The 20,305-nt window shown below is 63.4% G+C and carries 18 protein-coding genes; 5 read left to right on the top strand and 13 right to left on the bottom strand.

What is annotated here, in order from left to right:
* Positions 1-2: 2 nt before the first annotated feature.
* Positions 3-818: a formylmethanofuran dehydrogenase subunit C gene (locus tag ACQY7R_RS15315; RefSeq protein ID WP_428306457.1), complete on the bottom strand. Its 816-nt coding sequence runs from the start codon at positions 816-818 to the stop codon at positions 3-5.
* Here ACQY7R_RS15315 and mobA point away from each other — a divergent pair.
* Entirely contained in the window at positions 817-1,533 is a 717-nt protein-coding gene (gene mobA, locus ACQY7R_RS15310; protein WP_428306456.1) for a molybdenum cofactor guanylyltransferase, read from the top strand. The genes ACQY7R_RS15315 and mobA overlap by 2 nt on opposite strands.
* 19 nt (positions 1,534-1,552) lie before the next feature.
* On the opposite strand, the gene ACQY7R_RS15305 is transcribed toward mobA, so the two are convergent.
* From ACQY7R_RS15305 to ACQY7R_RS15285, 5 genes are all read right to left on the bottom strand, one after another.
* Entirely contained in the window at positions 1,553-2,407 is an 855-nt protein-coding gene (locus ACQY7R_RS15305) for an anti-sigma factor domain-containing protein (RefSeq protein ID WP_428306455.1), read from the bottom strand.
* Positions 2,404-2,955 (bottom strand): sigma-70 family RNA polymerase sigma factor, encoded by a 552-nt coding sequence (locus tag ACQY7R_RS15300; RefSeq protein WP_428306454.1) that lies wholly within the window; start codon positions 2,953-2,955, stop codon positions 2,404-2,406. The genes ACQY7R_RS15305 and ACQY7R_RS15300 overlap by 4 nt, the downstream gene beginning before the upstream one ends.
* Before the next feature lie 105 nt (positions 2,956-3,060).
* Positions 3,061-3,603, bottom strand: a complete 543-nt coding sequence (locus tag ACQY7R_RS15295) for a fasciclin domain-containing protein (RefSeq protein WP_428306453.1) — start codon at positions 3,601-3,603, stop codon at positions 3,061-3,063.
* 273 nt (positions 3,604-3,876) lie between these two features.
* A complete protein-coding gene (locus ACQY7R_RS15290; protein ID WP_428306452.1) occupies positions 3,877-5,496 on the bottom strand; it encodes a formylmethanofuran dehydrogenase subunit A in 1,620 nt (539 codons plus the stop codon).
* A 436-nt stretch (positions 5,497-5,932) separates the two neighbouring features.
* Complete coding sequence (locus tag ACQY7R_RS15285; protein WP_428306451.1) at positions 5,933-7,333, bottom strand: cytochrome B6; 1,401 nt, start codon at positions 7,331-7,333, stop codon at positions 5,933-5,935.
* Positions 7,334-7,806: 473 nt separating this feature from the next.
* Here ACQY7R_RS15285 and ACQY7R_RS15280 point away from each other — a divergent pair, with 473 nt between their 5' ends.
* The gene (locus tag ACQY7R_RS15280) at positions 7,807-8,562 is read left to right on the top strand and encodes a phosphatase PAP2 family protein (protein ID WP_428306450.1); all 756 of its coding nucleotides are present in this window, start codon (positions 7,807-7,809) and stop codon (positions 8,560-8,562) included.
* A gap of 155 nt (positions 8,563-8,717) precedes the next feature.
* Positions 8,718-10,490 carry a DUF885 domain-containing protein gene (locus tag ACQY7R_RS15275; RefSeq protein ID WP_428306449.1) on the top strand — a complete coding sequence of 591 codons (1,773 nt, stop codon included), beginning with the start codon at positions 8,718-8,720 and terminating at the stop codon, positions 10,488-10,490.
* A gap of 107 nt (positions 10,491-10,597) precedes the next feature.
* On the opposite strand, the gene ACQY7R_RS15270 is transcribed toward ACQY7R_RS15275, so the two are convergent.
* Both ACQY7R_RS15270 and ACQY7R_RS15265 read right to left on the bottom strand, forming a co-directional pair.
* Positions 10,598-11,950, bottom strand: a complete 1,353-nt coding sequence (locus ACQY7R_RS15270) for a hypothetical protein (RefSeq protein ID WP_428306448.1) — start codon at positions 11,948-11,950, stop codon at positions 10,598-10,600.
* A gap of 28 nt (positions 11,951-11,978) precedes the next feature.
* The gene (locus ACQY7R_RS15265) at positions 11,979-12,752 is read right to left on the bottom strand and encodes a hypothetical protein (RefSeq protein WP_428306447.1); all 774 of its coding nucleotides are present in this window, start codon (positions 12,750-12,752) and stop codon (positions 11,979-11,981) included.
* Between the two features lie 280 nt (positions 12,753-13,032).
* On the opposite strand from ACQY7R_RS15265, the gene ACQY7R_RS15260 reads away from it, so the two are divergent.
* On the top strand, positions 13,033-14,292 hold the full coding sequence (locus tag ACQY7R_RS15260; RefSeq protein WP_428306446.1) for a glycosyltransferase: 1,260 nt from the start codon (positions 13,033-13,035) through the stop codon (positions 14,290-14,292).
* Between the two features lie 91 nt (positions 14,293-14,383).
* Here ACQY7R_RS15260 and ACQY7R_RS15255 read toward each other — a convergent pair whose 3' ends face one another.
* Positions 14,384-15,130 (bottom strand): tetratricopeptide repeat protein, encoded by a 747-nt coding sequence (locus ACQY7R_RS15255; protein ID WP_428306445.1) that lies wholly within the window; start codon positions 15,128-15,130, stop codon positions 14,384-14,386.
* A gap of 497 nt (positions 15,131-15,627) precedes the next feature.
* On the opposite strand from ACQY7R_RS15255, the gene ACQY7R_RS15250 reads away from it, so the two are divergent.
* The gene (locus ACQY7R_RS15250; RefSeq protein WP_428306444.1) at positions 15,628-16,098 is read left to right on the top strand and encodes a hypothetical protein; all 471 of its coding nucleotides are present in this window, start codon (positions 15,628-15,630) and stop codon (positions 16,096-16,098) included.
* A gap of 143 nt (positions 16,099-16,241) precedes the next feature.
* On the opposite strand, the gene ACQY7R_RS15245 is transcribed toward ACQY7R_RS15250, so the two are convergent.
* The 4 genes from ACQY7R_RS15245 to gcvPB form a co-directional block, all read right to left on the bottom strand.
* The gene (locus ACQY7R_RS15245; protein WP_428306443.1) at positions 16,242-16,496 is read right to left on the bottom strand and encodes a hypothetical protein; all 255 of its coding nucleotides are present in this window, start codon (positions 16,494-16,496) and stop codon (positions 16,242-16,244) included.
* 146 nt (positions 16,497-16,642) lie between these two features.
* Positions 16,643-17,329, bottom strand: a complete 687-nt coding sequence (locus ACQY7R_RS15240; protein ID WP_428306442.1) for an FHA domain-containing protein — start codon at positions 17,327-17,329, stop codon at positions 16,643-16,645.
* Between the two features lie 470 nt (positions 17,330-17,799).
* Positions 17,800-18,621, bottom strand: a complete 822-nt coding sequence (locus tag ACQY7R_RS15235) for a lipoate--protein ligase family protein (protein WP_428306441.1) — start codon at positions 18,619-18,621, stop codon at positions 17,800-17,802.
* A gap of 190 nt (positions 18,622-18,811) precedes the next feature.
* Positions 18,812-20,275 (bottom strand): aminomethyl-transferring glycine dehydrogenase subunit GcvPB, encoded by a 1,464-nt coding sequence (gcvPB, locus tag ACQY7R_RS15230; protein WP_428306440.1) that lies wholly within the window; start codon positions 20,273-20,275, stop codon positions 18,812-18,814.
* Positions 20,276-20,305 lie beyond the last annotated feature (30 nt).

The following is a 20,305-nucleotide window of genomic DNA, read 5'->3' as shown; positions in this document are numbered from 1 at the left end:
GATCAGCTCAGCAGCAATTCGCCGCGGCCGCTGTGGAGGAAGTCGCCGTGGAAGAGTTCGACCGCGGCGGCGAGTTGCGGCAGACGATCGACGGCGAACGATTCCGCGGCGAGTTGCGATTCGAGCAATCGCAGCATTGGCAGCGGCCCGCGGTAGCCCGATTTGAACGTCGGCAGCGGCGCGGGGCGGGGGCTTCCGAAAATGCCAATCGTGCCGCGCCGCATCGCCGTGCCGGGGGCGCCGTCGCAACGGCCGAAGACGAGGATCGTGCCGGCGAGCATTTGGTAGCCAAGGTTGGCGCCAGCCGAGCCAGCGATGGCGAGGAGTCCGCGCCGCATGCGGAGGCCAGCTTCGCTGCCGACGTTGCCGTCGATAAGAATCGTGCCGCCGCTCATGCCCCGCTTGGCCCCGGCGGTTGCGGCGCTGACGTGGGAGCCGGCGTTGCCGCGAACGCGGATGAGCCCGCCGCGCATTTCGGCGCCGAGCCAATCGCCGGCGTCGCCGCGGATTTCGAGTCGGCCGCGTTGCATCTCCTGCCCGGCGCGCGGGCCGACCGATCCTTCAACGGTGAGCGTGCCGGCCGTCAGGCCAGTTCCGAGGCCGTGCAAATTTCGGCACTCGCCCGCGAAGGTCCAGTGGTCGCCAGCGGGATCGCCCTCGACGCGGAAGAGCTCGCCGAGCGGAAGCTTTCGATTGCCGTGGAGTAAGGAGTGGCGGAGCAGGGCGTCGCGCGATTGTCCTGCAAACGCCGCGGGCGCGAGGCCGGCGCACTCGATCGGGATTTGATCGTCGGTGAGGTTGGTCAAACAGAGCGTCATGGCACACAATGGCGATGGAGGAGCGACTCGATCGGGCGTCGCTCTAGTGTACCGACTCTGGCGACGGGTGGCGCGGGTGAGCGATTCCGACGAAACAAACCGAGCGACGCGCGGCGCCCTCATTCTGTGCGGCGGCGGCAGCCGGCGGATGGGGCGCGATAAGGCGTCGCTGCCGTTCGGCACCGAGACGATGCTCGCCCGCGTCATTCGCATCGTAGGCGAGGCCGTTCCGCGGGAGCAGATCGTCGTGGCAGCTGGCGCTGATCAGGCGCTGCCGCCGTTGCCGTGGGCAGCCATGGTCGTTCGCGACAGGGACGCCGACCGAGGGCCGCTGCCGGCGCTGGTTGACGGACTCAAGTCGCTGCCAACGAATGTCTCCGCAGTGTTCGTCACGGCATGCGACGCACCGTTGCTGGAGTTGGCGTTTGTCGAAGCGCTGTTTGCGGCGTTGGAGCCCAGAATTGATGCTGCAGTTCCCAGCGATGGCGAACGGCTCTATCCACTGACGGCCGTCTACCGGCCGAGCTGCGTGGCGGCGTTGCAAGCCGCGCTCGAAGAGGGGGACTCATCGCTGCAGCGGGCGTTGCGGTCGTCAACGTTTAGGCTTAAATCGTTGCCGCTTGAGCAGCTTCGCAGCGTTGATGCGGAGTTGCGGTCGCTAGTTAACTGCAACACGCCGGAAGAGTATCAAGCGGCGTTGGGGCTGTTTCGATGATTTGAACGAGGTCACGCCATTACTTGGCTTCGTCTGCCTTCACCGCCTCATCCTTGAGCTTCGGCACGGGCGCCAATAGCGGTAGCCGTTTGCGGTCGGAGACGACGACGCCTCCTGGCTTCTCCACTGTGATGGCGAAGAGAGTCGCCTGCTTGATCGGCAGCCGAGCGTCGACTGGAATCAGCACTTCTTTCTTGCCGGCGGGAATATCGAACACGCCGCCGTCGACCGGCGTCGCTTCGGGGCGATCGGCGTCGAAGATCCAGAGCTGGTACTGGTTCTGCTTGGGGTCGTTTGGCTCGAGCCCGGCGAACTCCATCACGCCGCGCTGCAGTCGGTCGGACCATAGCACTTGACCGCTCGCGTTTTTCGACGTTGGATCTTCGCCCTTCGTCCAGACAACGTTCACGACGCTCGTCGGATCAAGCTTCGCTTCGCGGAGCAGTTCAGCGCGCCACTCGATCGGCGACGACTCGCTCAAACTAGGCTGACGAGTGAACGAGAACGCGGCCACGGCAATCGCCGCCGCGGCGACGGCCCAGCCGAGCCAATCGCGGCGTGTCGTTTCGGACGCGGTGCGGCGTTCCAGCGAGCCTGGCGACACGGGCGGGGCCAACTTGCGGTCTTCTTCGGCCGTTGTTCGCACCGCGTCGAGCGTCGCCTGCCGTAGGCCGGGAGGCAGCGCTTCGTGGGCCATCGCATCGCCATGCAACCCGAGGTCGAGCGCCGCGGCGGTGATCGCCAACTCGTCGCCCGGCATGTTGTGACCGCCCAGCATCGAGAGCTCGTGCGATTCTTCCGGCGTCAGGCCGAAGATGGCTCGATCGGCGAGCAGTTCCTGGCGGCGGCGTGGAGAGGAAGGTGCGTCGCTCATGCTACGCCTCCTTTCCCGGTAAGCTTACCGGCGCTGGCGGTCAGCAATTCGCGCAGTTTCATGAGCCCGCGTCGTGCGTGCGTTTTGACGGTGCCGAGCGGAAGTTGCAGTCGCTCGGCGATTTCGGATTGCGAGCAACCTCCCTCAAGCGCGAGCGTCAGCACTCGCTGTTGTTCATCGGAGAGCTCCGACATCTTCTCACGCGCCAGCTGCGCATCGTCGCAGACTTGCAACCATTCAGCGGGATCGCGGTTCTCCTCGGGGAGGACGCTTTCATCCCAGGCGCTAGTGCGCGGCTGAGCATCGCGGCGGCGTTGCCGATCGATGAGTCGGCGACGAGCAATCATCGCGATGAACGTCGGTTCCGACGCGATCGACTTGTCGTAGCGCTCGGCATGACGCCAGACCTCGATGAAGACTTCCTGAACGGCGTCTTCCGCGTCGGCGTTGGTCGGCGAGAAGCGGCGCGCGAGCGACCAAACCAGCCCGCCGTAGCGGTCGAGGCATTCGCCCATCGCGGCCGGGTCTCCGGCGGCGATACGAGTCATCACGCTATTTTCGGACGCGGCCAACGGCTTTCTCTGGAACGGACTGGCGGCCCAATTGCGGAGCGAGCGAAATAGTCTCTCGCCCCGCAACGGCCGCTGCGCAATCTATTTCGGCATGAGGACCGAGTCAATGACGTGGATCACGCCGTTGGAGCATTCGACGTCAGTCTTCACGACTTTGGCGTCGTTGATCATCACTTCATCATCTTTGACGGTGACTGCGACCTTACCCCCCTGAGCTGTTTTGGCTTCCTTAATCTTCACCACGTCTGCGGCTAGCACTTTGCCGGGGACGACATGGTACGTGAGGATGGCGATCAGCTTCTTCTTGTTTTCTGGCTTGAGCAGCTCTTCGACCGTCCCCTTCGGGAGCTTGGCAAACGCTTCGTTCGTGGGAGCGAAGACCGTGAACGGCCCCTTGCCTGAAAGGGTTTTCACGAGGTCGCCCGCTTTTACGGCAGCGACGAGCGTACTGAAATCTTCGATGCCAGCGGCTGTTTCGACGATCGTCTTCGGCTTCTCGGCCTCGGTGGCGACGAACGACTTCGAGATTTGAGCGACGCGGTTGCTCGCGCATTCGGCAGCTGCGGCTTGGTACGCAGCGCTGGCGCAGAACGCGAGCGCTAGCATGTTGATGCCAAGTTTCATGGTAAAGTCCATAACGGTGATTGCGGTCGGAAAGTTGCGAACGCCGCGGTCGGCGGCTCGCCTACGACGAAACAGGGCCCTGCGTTGAAGAGTTCGGCGGGGCTGGGGGCGCGGATTCGCGCCGGGGAGAAATTAATCGCGCCTGCCGGTTTTCGTGGGCTAGGCATTCAGCCTGACGGGCCTGTCGAACGATGGCCGACCACTGCGAATGGTGGCGGCGAACTGCTGCGTGGCGCTGTCTGGCTGGTGGCGCTGTCGGACTGAAAGCCCAACCTACGTGAGCGCGTAATGCTTGAAGCGTAGCGAGTAGTGGCTCTCGAACCACTTTTCAACTTCCGGTAGACGTTCGACGTCGAACGCAGGAGCGTTGTGCAGCGCGACCCCCGCAGGCGTCGCGCGGATTTCGCCTTGGTCGACGATCGTCTCGCCCGCTTTGAGCACCATGCGAGGGAGCTCGAACATCTCCTGGTAGTTCTCGTTCGGCGTGTAAATCGTCACGTCGGCGTCGGCGCCGGGGCCGAGATGGCCTTTTTGCTTGAGGCCTAACGCTCGCGCGGGGCCGGAGCGGGTGATGATCGCGATTTCGCCCAGCGTGTACTCGCGGTCGAGGTCGCCGAGGATGCAGCGTTCGCGGACGGTGCCGGGGCAGCGAGCGACCGTTTCGCGGCGGAACTCGCGGTCCATCAGCAGGCGGATGATTTGCGGATACGCGAGGAACGAGCCGCCGTTGGGGTGGTCGGTGCTCATCATCACTTGCCACGGATTGTCGACGAGCAGATACCATTCGAGGCCGATCGCCCATTGCAGCGCGTGGACGACCGACTTGCGGCGGTACTCGATCGGCGTCACTCCGCAGCCGGCTTCGACTTCGACGTCGCAGTTGAACCAGCGGTTGCCGTAGAGCTTGTGGAGGAAGTAGCCCGCGGCGCCGTCGCCGGTCATCGCCACTGCGTCGCCGAACATTACCTGGCCAACGTCGACGGTGAGATTGGGATGGGCGTTCACATAGTCGGCCAAGTCGCGGACGCGGCTCGACATGCTGAACTCGTCACCCTCGCCGCCGCCGTAGCTGTGGAACTGGATGTGAGCGAAGTGGGCGCGGCGGCTTTCAACCGCTTCCATCGTCGCGAGCGTCGTGCGCCAGTTGCCCGGCATGCCGAGCTGATTGCAGTGGATGTGCGAGGGGTGAGGGAGGCCGAGGTCGTTGGCCGCGGCGACGATCTCGCGGATGACGGCTCGCGGGGTGATCGCGTAGCCCGGAATCGGATCGTCGAGTCCGTGACCGCGGGCGGTCGACGATTGCTTCCAAACTTCGACGCCGCCGGGGTTCACGAGCTTGGGGGCGTACCCCTTTGTGGCGCCGAGGAGCCAGGCGATGAACATCCGCAGCCGCTCGGGATCGTTCGCTTCGATCGCTTCGAGGGCGTACTGGTTGTTCCCCATGAGGATGAAACAACCTTTGTCGATGCACGGCGTGTCGGCAAACTCGAGGTGGGCGTGCCGCGAGCCGAGCGGGGCGATCGCGGCGTCGAACGCGGTGGTGTAACCGAGGCCAGCGTACTTGTAGCCCGTGGCGAACGTACTGGGGACCGAGCCGAGCGTGCCGCTGCGGGTGAATTCCGTACGCGGCAGGACGTTGCCAGCGCCGCGGCGTTGGTCGGGGGTGATGATTCGCGCGGCGTTTGTGGCGGGGCCGGCGATGTGGCAGTGAATGTCGACGCCGCCCGGCATGACGACGAGGCCCGTGGCGTCAATCGTCTTGGCCGCACGGAGCGCGGGGTTGGCCGGCGCGGCGATGATTCGGCCATCCTCGATCCAGAGATCGCCGACTTCACCGTCGACGCCATTGGCGGGGTCGTAGATCGTGCCGTTGGCGATTTTAGTGAGGGGCATTGCGGCGGGCGTCAGTTGTCAGTGGTCCGTTGTCAGTTGCTGGCGATGGGGTGAGCGTAGCTGATTTTTGAGGAGATTTGAACTGCCAAGGACGCCAAGAGCGCCAAGGGGGAAATGCATTTTTGCCACGAAACACACGAAAGGAACGAAAAGAGTTCTTGTTAAGTCCGCTCTATCCATCCTCCTCTGCGTCTCCGCGCCTCTGCGAGAGGCTTCGTCTTGAGGGAGTTTTCTCGCAGAGGCGCGGAGACGCAGAGAGACGATGGCAGACCGTTTTCTACTTTCGTCCTTTTCGTGTGTTTCGTGGTTAATATCCTCGCTCCCGTATTTCCTTGGCGCTCTTGGCGGTTCAAAAAGGGAGTAAAAAAAGAGCCTGCGATGCGCTGGGCATCGCAGGCTCTACTAAGTGTCGCTCCGGCGGGTCGTTGACCCGCGGCTACAGGGCTCGCATGAAGGCGGTGAGGTCGGTTTTTTCTTGCTGGTTCAACTTGAGGCCGAGGATCAGGTTGAAGTATTCGACCGTGTCTTCGAGCGTTAGCAGGCGGTCGTCGTGGAGGTAGGGCGGCGAGTCCTTGATGCCCCGCAACGGGAAGGTTTTGATCGGGCCGTCGGCGGATGCTTTGCGGCCGTTGATCATCACTTCTTTGAAGAACCGTTCCGTCTGCAGATTGTGCATCAGGTTGTCGGTGTAGTATGGCGGGATGTGGCAGGTGGCGCACTGGCCCTTGCCGAAGAAAATTTCTTGGCCGCGGAGTTCACTCTCGGTCGCCTTCGCGGGATCGAGCTTGCCGAGCAAGTTCAACTTTGGGGCCGGCGGGAAGTCGAGCAGTTCTTGGAACTCGGCCATGAACTGCACTTGGCTGCCGCGCTCGAGCGGGTTGACGCCCTTCTTCGCGGCCATCGCGATGTCGCCGTCGAAGTAGGCGGCCCGCTGTTCGAACTCGGTAAAATCTTCCACCGTCTTCATCGCACGTTGCGAACCGAACAGTCGTTGGATGTTCAGTCCGCGAAGCGTCGGCGTGTCGATGCGGTGGCGATGTTCGTTGGGGCGAATGTCGCCAACGGTGTGCGTCGACGAATTCGTGTGGCCGTTGGCGTGACAGTCGAAGCAGCTCACCCCTTCGTGCGGGTGGAGACTGCGGCGGTCATCGGTGGCGTTGAATTGCTGCTGCGGGAAGGGTGTGACGAGCAACCGCAGGCCGTCGAGTTGTTTGGGGTTAAGGCAATCCTTGAACAGCTCGTAGTAGTTAGCGAGCGTGACGAGCTGCCCCTTCGAGACGTCGCCGAGGTCGGGCCGCGTCGTGAGGTAGATCGGCGCCGGGAATTCGGGGAGGAAGTGCTGTGGCAGGTCGTAGTCGAGATCGAAGCGGGTAAGATCGCGGCCCGTTTGCCGCTTCAATTCGTCGATCTGCACCTTCGTGAAGACCATGCCGCCAGTTTCGTGATGCGGATGGGGCAGGGGGTAGAATCCGGGCGGCCAAAGCGTTTTGGCTTTGATTTCTTCGGGCGTCAGGCTCGCGAGTTTGTCCCAAGTAAGGCCTTCGGGAAGCTTGGCCCGCACGCCCGTTTGGATCGGCTTGCCAAGCGACATCTTCACGTCGGGCGAGGGCCGATCGGCGAGGTCATAGCGGTACTCGAGCAGCCGTTGCTGGCGTTCGGCAAACTTCGGCTTCTCCGCTTCGGTTTGCTTGATCACCGCGGCCGTGTCGACGGGCGGGAGTTGAGCTTGGGCGACGGAGGCAAGCTGTGCGGCGAGGGCTCCGAGTGATAAGAAAGTGGCCAGCGCGGCTGCAGAATTAGCAACGCCGCGCAGCGGGGAGACAAATTTGAGTGACATCGGAACGCTCCTGGCTGGGAGATGGCTGGGATCGCGGAGGCGATAAGTTTAGTTTTAATGCGAGCGCTGCGAGGTGTGAATCGGAGACGCGCTATGAGTCGGATTGAATTTGGCTATGGCAAGAGAGTTGCGGTGAAGTGAACGCTTCATGTGATTAAGCAAATCGTGCGCCCGTTAGTTGTTCTCGCTGATGAAGTGCGGGAGGAAATACGTGAACCACGAAACACACGAAAGGGACGAAAAAGATTCTTGCTGAATCATCCCCATTAATTCCTCTCTGCGTCTCCGCGCCTCTGCGAGAGTATTTACTCAAGATTTGGATATCTCGCAGAGACGCAGAGGAACGTTGGCAGGGTTGTCTTCTCCTTTCGTCGTTTTCGTATGTTTCGTGGTTAATCTCTCCGCTCTCGGATTTCCCTGGCGCTCTTGGCGTCCTTAGCGGTTAAATTTTCTGAATTAGTGCGGAGCGTCGAATGGTTGAGAGCGACAAGCAGAGCGTGGCGAGTGAGTCGTTGGCGGCGCATCGGCGGTGGACTTGGTCGGCGCTGGTGCTGGCGGCGATCTCGGCGGGGTTGGCCGTCGGGTTTTTCAGCTTGTCGCGAGCGGTGGTGCGCGGTTCGACGGGGGATCTCGACGAGCGCATCTTGTTGGCGATGCGGCAGCCCGACAACTTGGCCGATCCGATTGGACCTCGCTGGGTCGAAGAAGTGGGCCGGGACGTGACGGCGCTTGGCGGCGTTGCGGTGTTATCGCTCATCAGCGCGACGGCGGTGGCGTTTTTTTGGCTCGCGTCGATGCGGCGGGCGGCGGTGTACGTCGGCATCGCGAGCGTCGGCGCTATTTTGCTCGCGACGGTGCTCAAGCAATCGTTCGATCGGCCGCGGCCTGATCTCGTGCCGCATGGATCGGTGGTTTACACGTCGAGCTTTCCGAGCGGGCACTCGACGATGGCGGCGGCCGTGTACCTGACGCTGGGGATGGTGGCGTCGCGGTTCGTGCCCCACTGGCGGCTGAAGGTGCTGCTCATTGGCGTGGCGATTCTTGTTACCGGCGCCGTCGGCGTCAGTCGCGTTTATCTCGGCGTCCACTGGCCGAGCGACGTGCTGGCCGGCTGGGCGGTGGGAACGTCTTGGGCGCTGGTGTGCTGGTGCGTGACGATTTGGCTGCAGGATCATGGCGTCATCGAGCAAGACCTGGGGCATCCGGTGGAAGTGAACCGTGTGGCGTGACTCGCGAGAAACGCCGGAAAAAGAATGTCGGGTCTGGTAATATCTCTCTGCGTCTCCGCGCCTCCGCGAGAGGGTGGGTTCTTGAATAAATTTTCTCGCAGAGGCGCGGAGACGCAGAGGGGTGTCGAAATCAACCAGTGATGAAGGTCAACGCAATGATGCGATTGAGAATGCTCGTGGTATTTTTGGGACTGTTCTTGTTGTCTCAGCCGCAATGGGTTGTCGCTGAAGAAGCTACACCGAGTGCCCAGCTCACGGCGCTACTCGATGAGATTTGGGAGTTCGGGCTCGTCGAGAGTCCGACGTTCGCCACGTCGCTTGGCGATCGGCGGTTCAATGATCGGCTGGCGAAGGTGTCGCCGGCTGACAGTCAGCGGCGGTATGAGCAGAGCAAAAAGTTCGCTGAACGGCTCGCGTCGATCGACCGTACGAAACTCGCTGCGGCGGAGCAGGTGAACTATGACATGCTCGCGCGGCAGCTGCGAGACGATGCGGCGGAGTTCGAGTTCAAGAGCCATCTGACGCCGATCGATTGCCGGTCGGGGTTTCACATCGAGTTCCCTGAACTGCGCCGCGACGTGCCGCTGAACACGGTCGAGGACTACGAGAACTACATCGCGCGGCTGCGGGCGTTTGACGACTACGCGACGGGGCATATCGAGTTGCTGCGCGCCGGGATCGCGGCGGACGTGACGCAGCCCGAGGTCGTTCTGCTGGGGTACGAGGGGACGATTACGCCACATATCGTCGATGATCCTGAGAAGAGTCTGCTGTACGAGCCGCTGACGAAGTTTCCCGCCGGCGTACCGGAAGCTGAGCAGGAGCGATTGCGGGCGGCGGCCCGTGCGGCAATTGCCGAGGGAGTCGTGCCGGGGTATCGGCGGTTCTTAAAATTCATGCAGGACGAGTATGTGCCGGCGGCGCGGGGTTCGATTGGCGCCTCGGCGCTGCCTGGCGGCCGCGATTTTTACCGCCATCGCGTGCGGCGGTTCACGACGCTCGACACGACGCCTGAAGAGGTTCATGCCCGCGGGTTGGCGGAGGTGAAGCGGATCCGCGCGGAGATGGAGGCGATTAAGGAGCAGGTTGGCTTCGAGGGCGACTACGCGGCGTTCGTCGAGCATCTGCAGAACGATCCGCAGTTCTACGCGAAGACGCCGGAGGAGCTCATGGAGCGGGCGTCATTCATTCTCAAGAAGATGGATGGACAGCTGCCGACGTTGTTCGGCAAGTTGCCGCGGATGCCGTACGGGCTGCGGCCGGTGCCCGACTACGTGGCGCCGCGGACGAGCTCCGCCTACTACAACGCGCCGGCGGGGGATGGAACGCGCGCAGGGTTCTTCAATCTCAACACTTACAACTTGAAGGCGCGGCCGTTGTTCGGGCTTGAGGCGCTGGCGCTCCACGAAGCGGTGCCGGGGCATCACTTGCAGATTGCGCTGCAACAAGAAATGGAAGAGCTGCCGAAGTTCCGCCGCTATTCCGATTGCACGGCGTTCATCGAAGGTTGGGCGCTTTACTCTGAGCGGCTGGGGCTGGAGTGCGGATTCTACGAAGATCCCTACAGCAACTTCGGGCGGCTCTCGATGGAGATGTGGCGAGCGTGCCGGCTAGTCGTCGACACGGGGATGCACTACATGGATTGGCCGCGGGAGCGGGCGATCAAGTTCATGGCCGAGAATTCGGCTCAGCCAATCCATAATGTGGAGGCGGAGATCGACCGCTACATCGGCTGGCCGGGACAGGCGCTGGCGTACAAGACGGGCGAGTTGAAGATTCGCGAGCTGCGGGAGCGGGCGGAGCGGGAGCTGGGTGAGAAGTTCGACGTGCGGGCGTTTCACGACCGGGTGCTTAGCGGCGGGGCGGTGCCGCTCGATGTGCTGGAGGCGAGCGTGGTGGAATGGATTGGGGAAGTGCAGAAGAATTGAACGAAAGAATCAGGTGGACTTGGCTGCTCACTCTCTACGCCTCCGCGCCTCTGCGAGAGCATTCATCTAACGAGCAGATTTCTCGCAGAGACGCGGAGGCGCAGAGGTTAGTTCAGCAGGTTGAGAAGTCGCTGCAGCAGTTCTTCGGCTGCGGGGAGTTTGGGCCTGATCGCGGCCGTTAGCGGCAGCGCGATGTTATCGCAGCGGAAGACGTTGCCGGCCGTTTCGATGCCGAAGGTGGGCGTGAAGAGCGTGACGGCGGCTTGCTGCGTGGCGTCGCTCGCCTCATTGGTCAGCAGGATGATCGGGATCTTACCGAGCGTGGTTCGCGCGGCAGGCGGTAGGTGATCGCTTGGGCTGCTGCCGATGATGATCGCCGCATCAGTTTCGCCGCGTTCGAGCATGCTGGCGGCAGTGGCCTCGCCCGGCAGGTGTCGCGGGTGGCCGGCGGCGAAGTTTACGGCCGAGGGAAAGCCGGTTTGCCATGTGAGGACTTGCGCGGCGCCGGGGGCGTTGCCGGGCGAGCCGAGCGGCAGGGCTACCGCGCGCGAGTGACGGTGATGCTCGCGGACGAGTTCGGTGATCGATTGCACGATGGCATCGGGGCCGTCGGTGTTGCTCGGACCAGCTGGTTCGCTCGCCGCGTCGTTGCCGACGGGCTGCCAACCTTCCGCTCGGCCGCTTGCTGCGAGTTGCGTTGGATCGTAAAAGATCGCCGTGTACTTGGCCGCTTTCAACCGTTGCGATAGGTAAGCCCATTGCGCGAGCGGAGCGCCGGTTTGGCGTTCGATTGTCGCTTCGTCGCCGAGCGGCGCCACTGCGAGGATCGCACGGACGACCGCGAGCGCTGCGAGGTCGCCGCCCGTGCGGAGCGTGAGGGCCTCGTCGGCTTGCTTGCTCGTCGCGTTGCGGCTCGCAGCGACGACCACGACGCGACGCGGCGTTGGGTGCGCGCCGGGCGTCGTGTAGGGATGGCGAGCGATTCGTTCGATGTGGCGGGGATGAGTCGCGGCGGGATCGCAGTTCCAGTAGACGATGAGGTCGCTGCGACCGGCGACTTCGCCGAGCGTGGCGGTGACGGCGCCGAGCGTTTGGATCGCGGCATGATTGCGGCTGCGGCCCGCGTCGTCGGTTGGGTCGAGCGTGGCGCCAAGTTTGTCGGCGAGCGCCACGGCGGCACGCTGAGCGTCGACGGTCGCGCGTTCGAGGCCGCAGATGAGCGGCGACGCGGCTGCCTGTAAAATCTCAGCGGCGCGGGCGAGCGCCGCCTCGAGCGTTGCCGGCTGGCCGGCGATCAGCGCCGCGGCGGGCGGTTCGGGTCGCTCTTTCAGGAAGAACGAAGCGGCGACAGGGCAGGGGGGCTCGACCCGGGTGATGCGGCGGCCCTCGACCGTCAGCGTCAGATCGTCGCAGAGGCACCCGCAGGCGGTGCAAACGTAGTCGGTAATCGTTTCAGGCATTTCTTTGTGCAATCGTCAGCGTGGCGCGCTAGGGCTTGACTGGCATCATCATGGTGACGAAGCCGTAGCCGACGTAGATCACCATGAGCGCTCCCCAGGCGAGCACGACGAGGCGGTGGGGCTTAAAGTTTGCCGCCAACGACGCGAGGCCGGCCAGAGCGATGAGGCCGAATACTTTGGGCGAGTGCCCCTTCGTGATCCAGGTGAGCAGTCCAAAGGCGACCGCGACTGCCGCGCTGGTAATCAGCAGCTCTTGCATCGAGTAGGCAAAATCAACGTCGAAGAAGGGACGCTTCTCCGGTCCGTCTAGCGGCGCTCCATCGTCGAACGGCGAGGCGGGTTTCGACTCGGGAACCTTCGCCGTCGCCGCGGGCTGGGCGGCAGGGCTGGCGTGAGGAGCGGCCATGCGGGCCTGGAACGCTTCGCGGCGGGCGAGCCGTTCGGCTTCTTGCTTACGTTCGAGGATGCTGATCCAGTACCAGCCGAACGCGACGGTCGCAACCATCGCGATGAAAATCACCATGCAGCCGTCGTACATGAGCCGGATGGTCATCCCGACGGCAACGACGGCGGTGATCAGCAGCAGCGTCCGCGTCGTGAAGCGAAACGACTTCAATCCGCTGAGGTCGAGTTCCAGGTCGCTGTAGTCGCTGCGCGGCTCGTACAGTTCGTCGACGTCGATCTTCTTAGCCGCAGACTCGACGGTCTGCTGCACCCGCTCCTGGCGATGGGCGATGATCTCAGGATCGACCGGTTCGAGTTCGAGCTCGAAATCGTCGTCGTCTTCGGGCGGTTGCGGCATGGTGAAGCTGGCTGAGCGGTGATTGGGAAGCCAACCACCAAGACACGAAGAGACTAAGAAAAGCACCAAGGATGCGAGTGAGGATCATCCATCAGCCGATTGGCGTCTGATGGCATCTCGGTGAACTCCTTGGCGCCTTCGTGTCTTGGTGGTGTGTTTTTATTGTCATCGGAACAGTGAGCAATCGCAACGCCGGTCCGGGGTTGTCGGATGGCGCCGGTCGGGGGATGATTGGGCGCTCTCAGGCGGCGGTTCGCGGCGGAATGACGGGCGACAGGCGATGCATTTGATTCTCAGCGCGTTTGGCAGCTACGGCGATGTGCTGCCGATGGTCGGGCTGGGGGCGACGATGCGCGGCCGCGGGCATCGGGTTCAGGTGATCGTGAACCCCTACTTTCAGTCGGTGGTCGAAGGCGCCGGCCTCGAAATGCTCCCGCTCGGGACGGCCGACGAGTATCGCGAGTTGATGCTCCACCCCGATCTGTGGCATCCGCAGCGCGGGTTGAAGCTGGTGATGACGCGCGGGGCCGCCCACTACATGGGTGAAGTCTACTCGCTGCTGGAAGAACACTACACAGCGGGCGACACGGTGCTCGGCGCCCATGGCCTCGACTTGGCGAGTCGCATCTTCCAGGAAAAGCATCGCGCGCCGCTCGCATCAATTCACTACGCGCCGATGGCGCTAATGACCGTGCACGAGACGTCGCGCTACATGGGGACGCCCAACATGGCCAAGTGGCCGAGGTGGGCCAAGCGCGCGATGTTCTGGGCGGCTGATCGTTGGATGGTCGATCCGCTGATCGCCCCGACGGTGAACGAATTGCGGGCGCGGCAAGGTCTGTCGCCGGTGGCGCGGATCTTCACATCGTGGAACAACTCGCCGCAGTTGGTGTTGGGATTGTTCCCTGATTGGTTCGGCCCGATGCAGCCCGACTGGCCGGCGCACACGGCAGTGGTCGGGTTTCCACTGTGGGATCCGCCGGCGGAAGAGGCGCTCAGCGCCGAGGTCGAGGCGTATCTCCGGGCGGGTGATCCGCCAATCGTGTTTGCGCCCGGCTCGGCGAACATGCAGGCGACGGAGTTCTTCCGCACCGCCGGCGAAGTGTGCGAGCGCCTCGGTCGCCGCGGCCTGCTGATGACGAAATACCCGTCGCAACTGCCGCCCGGCTTGCCGGCGTGCGTGCGGAGCTTCGGCTTCGTTCCGTTCAGCAAGTTGCTGCCGCGAGTTGCCGCGCTGGTGCATCATGGCGGCATTGGCACTTGCGCTCAGGGACTTGCCAGTGCGTTGCCCCAGGTGGTGATGCCGATGGCGTACGATCAACTCGACAACGGCTCGCGGTTGGCGCGACTCGGCGTCGGGGCCGTCGTGCCGCAGGTGAAGTTCAAGACGACGCGCGTCGCTGCGGTGCTCGGAGAACTGCTCGGTTCAGCCGACGTGCGGGAGCGGTGCCAGGATCTCGCCAGTCGTTGCGATGGGCCGGCGTCGCTCGATGCGGCGAGTGATCTACTGGAAGGCTTGCACGAGCGGCGGATTCGATAAGCGTCAGTGGGCAGTGGGCAGTGGGCAGTTGCGAATAATTGATCAGTATTTTTCAGCAACTGACGACGGGCAACGGACCACTGACAGCCATTTAATACCGCACCGAAGATTGCCACTGATTTGCCGTTTGCGTTCCCGGGGTCGGGTTTGCGAGCGGCGACGTAGGCACGCCGACTCCGGCCCCAGAGGCTTGCAATGCGGCGACGCGGGCCGAGATTTCGGGCTGGTACCGATTCACCGCGAGCGAACGCTGGTAGTTGGCGAGGGCCTGAGCCCGATCGCCTTGCACTTCGCGAAGGCGGCCGAGCGCCGTCAAAGCACGGGGATTGGTCGGCTCGATCGCCAGGGCTTCGACTAAGCGAGCCGACGCAAGTTGCTGGTTGTTTTGCTCTTCCGACAGGCGTGCGAGCTCAATGCGCGGGTCGGCGAGCTGCGGGCTGCGCGTGGCCCAACCTTCTAGCAAGCGAAACGACGCGTCGGTGCGGCCCGTTTCCACCAGCAGCACGGTGAGGCCGCGGTAGCATTCGGTGTGGTTCGGATCGTACTCCAGGCACTGGTTGTAATACCGTTCTGCCTGGGCGAGATCGTTCGGGTTGTTGGTGAGCTTGCCCGATTTGTGGAGCGCGGCGGCCAGATTGTAGTAGCTGGTGGCCGAACGCGGGTCGTTGGCGATGGCCCGTTGGAACGAATCGGCGGCTTGCTGGTAGTTGCCGGCCTGATAGAGGCGGACGCCTTCGGAGTTGAGCGCGGTCGACTGCACCTGGCTGCAGCCGGCAGCGAGCGCCACGGCCGCGGCGAGCCCGACGGCAAGTCGGCAGTAGGTGAAGATGATCGGCATGGGAAACTCCTCGGCGAGGGGGCCGGCAGTTTGAGAATGCGGGACCGGCCGGTCTGCTCGCGCGGGGATGGTAGCGAGGCGGGAAAGTCGTCGCAACCTGAATTGCTCGTTGAGCGGAAGGCGAGTCTCGGAGAGTTAGCCGGAGGCCACGCCCTCCGGGCGGCGGCGGTGGAGGGATTGCCGCAGCGAACAGCCATCACAAATGGCCCACTGCCCGAACCGCGTGGCGGTCCGGCTGGGACGGTTATTGGGCTCGTTGGCGGGGCTTCGGGGCCGCCTGTGACGGCCGCGACAGGCCCTCAGCCGCAGGGCCGGAACGGTTCGCTAATCCGCACTAGCCGACCAAGCCGGCAAGATCCCTTAAATGTGCTATTTTTCCTAGTCGGTCTACTTTGTCGCCCTGCTGGGTCGATGACTGCTAGCGTCAGGGACACCTGTCCGCTGCGAACGCCGACTGCCCGCCACGGGCCTTCCCCACTGCACGGAGATCAGACGCCATGCCCGCCAAGAAGACCGCTACCGCCACCGTCGCTCGCAAGTCGTCCGCCGCGAAGGCCTCGACCGCCCCGAAGCAACGGACCGCTGCGACCCCCCGCTCGTCGTCGCGGAAGAGCACGAAGGCTGGCGAAGAGTTGGTGACGATCGATCGCCGTCGGGAAGAGGCCTCGACTCCGGCCGCGCCGGCTTTGGAGCGTCGGGCTAAGGTGCAGCGTCGTCGGCAGATCGACCCCACCACCTGCGAGCGTGATTACTCGGTGGAAGAAGTCGAATTCATGAACGCGATGGACGACTACAAGCGGAAGAATGGCCGGATGTTCCCGACCTGCAGCGAAGTGCTGGAAGTGATCCGCGGCCTGGGTTACGTCCGCCTGTCGCCGGCCGGCCGGGCGATGCTCGCCGCTGAAGGCGAAGTGCTGGGCGATGGCGCGATGAGCCAGGAAGAGGAATTCGAAGCGGCCGGGTTCTAGTAGGTTGGGCTTTCAGCCCGACAGAACCCACCCTCTCAAGATTCAGTTCAAGAACTAGCAAGCCCGGCAGCGCGAAAGCGATGCCGGGCTTTGTTTTCTTTGCGGATGCCGTATAGCCGCCGCCGTCGGGCTGAGAACCCAACCTACTTGCGGATATCCGCGACGATGTCGCGGAGCTCGTTCACGGAGACGTCGGCGAGGCGTTTGCCCGCTTTGTCCAGCCGCTCGTTGATTTTGATCGCCGTCTCCTGCATCATGCCGTGCGTTTCTTGCGAACCGCCGGCGAGCAGGAAATTTTTGCCGCGGGTGATGCGCTTGTGGCCGTCGTCGGCGTCGAAGCCAAGGCCTAGCAGCGCAGCTTGCGGTTTCTGGGGGCGAGATTGGCGTTGAATATCCATGGTTGAACTACTCGGGTACGTCGGCGAACGGCAATATGAAAGCCACCGGCTCCGCCGGTGGACGAACTCACGCCAATCATTTTTGGCGGCTCGTCCACCGGCGGAGCCGGTGGCTTTTATTGTACGAGGGAACGTCGCCAGTTGTTCTAGCGACGTCGGCTCCAGGCGCGAAGCGCCTCGACTGCGGCCTCGCGGCTATCTTTGGAGCCTGCCTTGTCGGGCTGCTTCGGGAGCTTGCCTGGTTCCTTCTTGGCTGGCTTGCCGGAGTGGTCGGTCGCCTTCTCCGACTCAGCGGCGCCGGCTTCGGGAGTTCCGGCAGAGGTCTCAGCTTCCGCGGCCGCAGCTGCCGCAGCGTGCATCTTGTGGATTGCGTTCGTGTCGTCGATGCGGATCGTTTGCGTTTCGTTCAGCGCGGAACTGGGGCCAAGCAACCATTCCGAGATATCGGCGTCGCCCACCGAATCGGTCGGTTTGCTAGCGGTCCGAGCTACCGCTTCAGCGACGCTCTTCACTTCCGGCTTTTTAACGCTGTTCAGGCTAGTGCTGATCGTGAGCAAGAACTTGAGGGGACCGACGGTGATTTCGTCGCCCGAGGCGAGCTCCACCGTTCCCTCGATCTTGTTGCCATTCACCAGGGTGCCGTTGCGGCTACCCATGTCTTGAACGGTAACCTTCGATTCGTCGCGACTGATCATGCAGTGCTGACGACTGACCGCGCTGCTGCCAGCGCAAAGGCTGCAACTCTGGCTGCGGCCGATGGTGAATTCGGCCTTCTTGATGGCGATCTTCGCGCCGACTTTGGCGCCTTCCAACACTTTTAACGTAACGTCCATGGCCGAGCCTCTAATGAAGCCGGCGCGTAGCGGGGCGCTAGGAGCGCGTGCCCATAGGCCCACCGCGCGCAGGCTGCTGTCCCTGAACGCGCTTCCACGCGCTCAAAAGCCTTTGGTCGCAGTGAGATCAACCCAATGAGATCAACCCTGTCGGCGAGTCTGGTCTCTTCCGGCCGTATCGAATAGTCAATCGGAGCCCCCCACAGGCTCTGATTGCGAGAATAACACGGCCGCTGTAGTCCGTACAGCAAAATCCAGACCCGGTCCTGCGGGAATTCTACCGCTGGACCCGAAATCACAAACCCCCCTCGGGCGTTATTTTATCTGCGCCGCGGGAAGCCGCACGTGGGTCGGGCATTCTTGCCTAACTGACCGCCTACTCAAATCCGATGCCCAAACGTTTCGTCGCCAGGCCCAAGGCCTCACCTATGTAGGTATCGGGCCTCGCTCGCCGGGCTCTCCACGCCAAATCAGCGGCGTTGGGTCCAAGCGGAATCGGCGTATTTGCCGGCGCGCAACTCCTCAGCGCGATCCATTAACGCCGAGTCGTCGGCTGGTTGAAAGGGCGTTAGCTTAAGCTTCAGTAAGGTTGCTAGAGATCCTTTCCAATTCTTAACGATCCAGTCGGGCGTGATAGACACTCCCGAAATTTGTTCGATGCCGGCGAGCTCCGGCGCAGCGGGCGACCGGTCGAGCAAGATGGAGCCGTGCTGGAGGACGGCGCCCCGTCGTCGTCGCTGGGCGCTGCCGACAATCTTCACGGGCGGTTCCGCGGCGACCGAGCCAGGCAGCACGATGTCCGCCGAGGTGCGACGGGCGAAGCAGAGGAAGGGCTCAGCAGCGTCGCTGTCGCTTGGCTCGACCTTGCCGGTCAGGGCAGGGGAGGCGGCTGCGGCGGGAGGAGTGTCACGATCGCTGTGGAGTGCCGCACCAACTCCCTCGGCGGCGAGGCACTCGATCAGCGAGCGATGGGCGACGTCGTATAACTGCGGCGACTGGCGGGCGAGTGGATGGTCGGCCGGCAAAGAGAGCGAGTAGGTCAGCTCGCGGTCGTGCATCAGGGCGCCGCCGCCGCTTTGCCGCCGGACGACCGCCGCCTGCCGGCTGGCGGCGTGGGTGTCGCGTTCGTCGTACGACTGGAAGTAGCCGAGCGAGAGGGTTGGCTCCTGCCACTGGTAGAAGCGAAGCGTCGCCGTCCCCGCGTCGGCCGCTTGCTCCAGCAGGGCCTCGTCGAAGCCCATGTTCCAGGCGCCGTCGAGGGGCGGGTCAACAATCAATCGGCAGGGCGTCATCTGGAACAGTCTCTCGCAGAGGCGCAGAGACGCAGAGGGAATTCAGAGCAAGGAGTTGGCTGAATGGGGTATCCGGAAACATCCTTGAGAAAATTCACTGCACGTGCCGCCCACGGTTTCGTTGTAAGCGTCGATTCAATCTCTCTGCGTCTCCGCGCCTCTGCGAGAGATTTCTTACGAAGACCAGCACTCAATCAACCCGGCAGCAGAGCATTGGATTACGCGCTGCGGCGACTTCGTCCGGTCGGCTGATCGCCGTGGAGTGCGGCGCTTCATGCAGCAGCTCGGGGTCTTCGCCGGTGATGCGGAACAGCGTTTCCGCGAACGCGTCGAGCGTCTCTTTGCTCTCCGTTTCGGTCGGTTCGACCATGATCGCTTCGGGCACCGTCAGTGGGAAGTAAACGGTCGGGGCGTGGTAGCCGAAGTCGAGCAGCCGTTTGGCGAGATCCATCGCCGCGACGCCGCGCTCGGCCTTGAGCTTCGAGCCGCTGGCCACGAACTCGTGCATGCAGCGATCGCCCTGCGGCACTGGCAAGATGTGCTTCACCTTGCTGAGCAGGTAGTTGGCGTTGAGGACCGCGTTCTCGCTGACGCGGCGGAGCCCATCCGGCCCGTGCGTGCGAATGTAGCAGTAGGCTCGCAGCAGCACGCCGACGTTGCCAAAGAACGAGCGGACGCGGCCGATGGAGCTTGGACGATCGTAGGCCAGTGCGTACTTGCCGCTCTCGTCCTTGGTGACGATGGGCGACGGCAGGTACTTCGCCAGTGTTTCGGTGACGCAAATCGGCCCCGCGCCAGGACCGCCGCCGCCGTGGGGGCCGCTGAAAGTCTTATGCGGATTGTAGTGCTGCATGTCGGCGCCGAAGTCGCCGGGTCGAGTGACGCCGAGGATGGCGTTCATGTTGGCGCCGTCGAGATAGACGAGGCCACCCTTCGCGTGGACCGCGTCGGCGATCTCGCGCATGTTCGGTTCGAAGATGCCGACCGTATTCGGGTTGGTGATCATGAACACGGCGATGTTGTCGTCGAGCTTCTTGTAGAAGTCTTCCATGTCGACGCCGCCGTTGCTGCGGGTCTTCACGGTGACCGTGTTGAAGCCGGCCATCACGGCGCTCGCCGGGTTGGTGCCGTGCGAGTTGTCGGGGGCGAGCACCTTTACGCGTTGAGCCGCTTGGCCTATGTCGCGGAAGTAGGCGGCGGCCACGAGCAGGGCGGCGTACTCGCCATGGGCGCCGGCGGCGGGCTGCAGCGAGCAGGCGGGCAGGCCTGAGATCTCCGACAGGTACTGCTGCATCTCGTAGAGGACGTGCAGCATTCCCTGAATCGTCTCGGCCGGCTGCAGCGGGTGCAGGTCGGCGAAGCCCGGCATCGCGGCGGCCCGCTCGTTCCGCTTCGGGTTGTACTTCATCGTACAGCTGCCGAGCGGATAGAAATGGGTGTCGACCGACATGTTGAGCGTCGACAGGTTGAGATAGTGCCGAATGATTTGCGGTTCCGGCACTTCTGGCAGCGCGGGGGGAGCGGCGGCGACGGCGGTCGTCGGCAGCAGGTCCTCAATCGCCGACTCCGGCACGTCGCACGCCGGCAAGCGAGCGGCGCGGCGGCCTGGCTTGGAGAGATCGAACAAGAGCTGCGTGTCGCGGGTGTTTCGCATCGTCTTTTTTACTTCGGTTTTTGGACCGCC

Origin of the sequence: Lacipirellula sp. (assembly GCF_965279485.1) — a bacterium.
GTDB lineage: Bacteria > Planctomycetota > Planctomycetia > Pirellulales > Lacipirellulaceae > Lacipirellula.
This window is presented reverse-complemented; position numbering and strand designations above follow the sequence as displayed.

Excerpts from the sequence above, each read along its gene's own strand:
- mobA (WP_428306456.1), top strand. The coding sequence starts at position 817 with ATGGCACACAATGGCGATGGAGGAGCGACTCGATCGGGCGTCGCTCTA.
- ACQY7R_RS15315 (WP_428306457.1), bottom strand. The coding sequence starts at position 818 with ATGACGCTCTGTTTGACCAACCTCACCGACGATCAAATCCCGATCGAG.
- ACQY7R_RS15305 (WP_428306455.1), bottom strand. The coding sequence starts at position 2,407 with ATGAGCGACGCACCTTCCTCTCCACGCCGCCGCCAGGAACTGCTCGCC.
- ACQY7R_RS15300 (WP_428306454.1), bottom strand. The coding sequence starts at position 2,955 with ATGACTCGTATCGCCGCCGGAGACCCGGCCGCGATGGGCGAATGCCTC.
- ACQY7R_RS15295 (WP_428306453.1), bottom strand. The coding sequence starts at position 3,603 with ATGAAACTTGGCATCAACATGCTAGCGCTCGCGTTCTGCGCCAGCGCT.
- ACQY7R_RS15290 (WP_428306452.1), bottom strand. The coding sequence starts at position 5,496 with ATGCCCCTCACTAAAATCGCCAACGGCACGATCTACGACCCCGCCAAT.
- ACQY7R_RS15285 (WP_428306451.1), bottom strand. The coding sequence starts at position 7,333 with ATGTCACTCAAATTTGTCTCCCCGCTGCGCGGCGTTGCTAATTCTGCA.
- ACQY7R_RS15280 (WP_428306450.1), top strand. The coding sequence starts at position 7,807 with ATGGTTGAGAGCGACAAGCAGAGCGTGGCGAGTGAGTCGTTGGCGGCG.
- ACQY7R_RS15275 (WP_428306449.1), top strand. The coding sequence starts at position 8,718 with ATGATGCGATTGAGAATGCTCGTGGTATTTTTGGGACTGTTCTTGTTG.
- ACQY7R_RS15270 (WP_428306448.1), bottom strand. The coding sequence starts at position 11,950 with ATGCCTGAAACGATTACCGACTACGTTTGCACCGCCTGCGGGTGCCTC.
- ACQY7R_RS15265 (WP_428306447.1), bottom strand. The coding sequence starts at position 12,752 with ATGCCGCAACCGCCCGAAGACGACGACGATTTCGAGCTCGAACTCGAA.
- ACQY7R_RS15260 (WP_428306446.1), top strand. The coding sequence starts at position 13,033 with ATGCATTTGATTCTCAGCGCGTTTGGCAGCTACGGCGATGTGCTGCCG.
- ACQY7R_RS15255 (WP_428306445.1), bottom strand. The coding sequence starts at position 15,130 with ATGCCGATCATCTTCACCTACTGCCGACTTGCCGTCGGGCTCGCCGCG.
- ACQY7R_RS15250 (WP_428306444.1), top strand. The coding sequence starts at position 15,628 with ATGCCCGCCAAGAAGACCGCTACCGCCACCGTCGCTCGCAAGTCGTCC.
- ACQY7R_RS15245 (WP_428306443.1), bottom strand. The coding sequence starts at position 16,496 with ATGGATATTCAACGCCAATCTCGCCCCCAGAAACCGCAAGCTGCGCTG.
- ACQY7R_RS15240 (WP_428306442.1), bottom strand. The coding sequence starts at position 17,329 with ATGGACGTTACGTTAAAAGTGTTGGAAGGCGCCAAAGTCGGCGCGAAG.
- ACQY7R_RS15235 (WP_428306441.1), bottom strand. The coding sequence starts at position 18,621 with ATGACGCCCTGCCGATTGATTGTTGACCCGCCCCTCGACGGCGCCTGG.
- gcvPB (WP_428306440.1), bottom strand. The coding sequence starts at position 20,275 with ATGCGAAACACCCGCGACACGCAGCTCTTGTTCGATCTCTCCAAGCCA.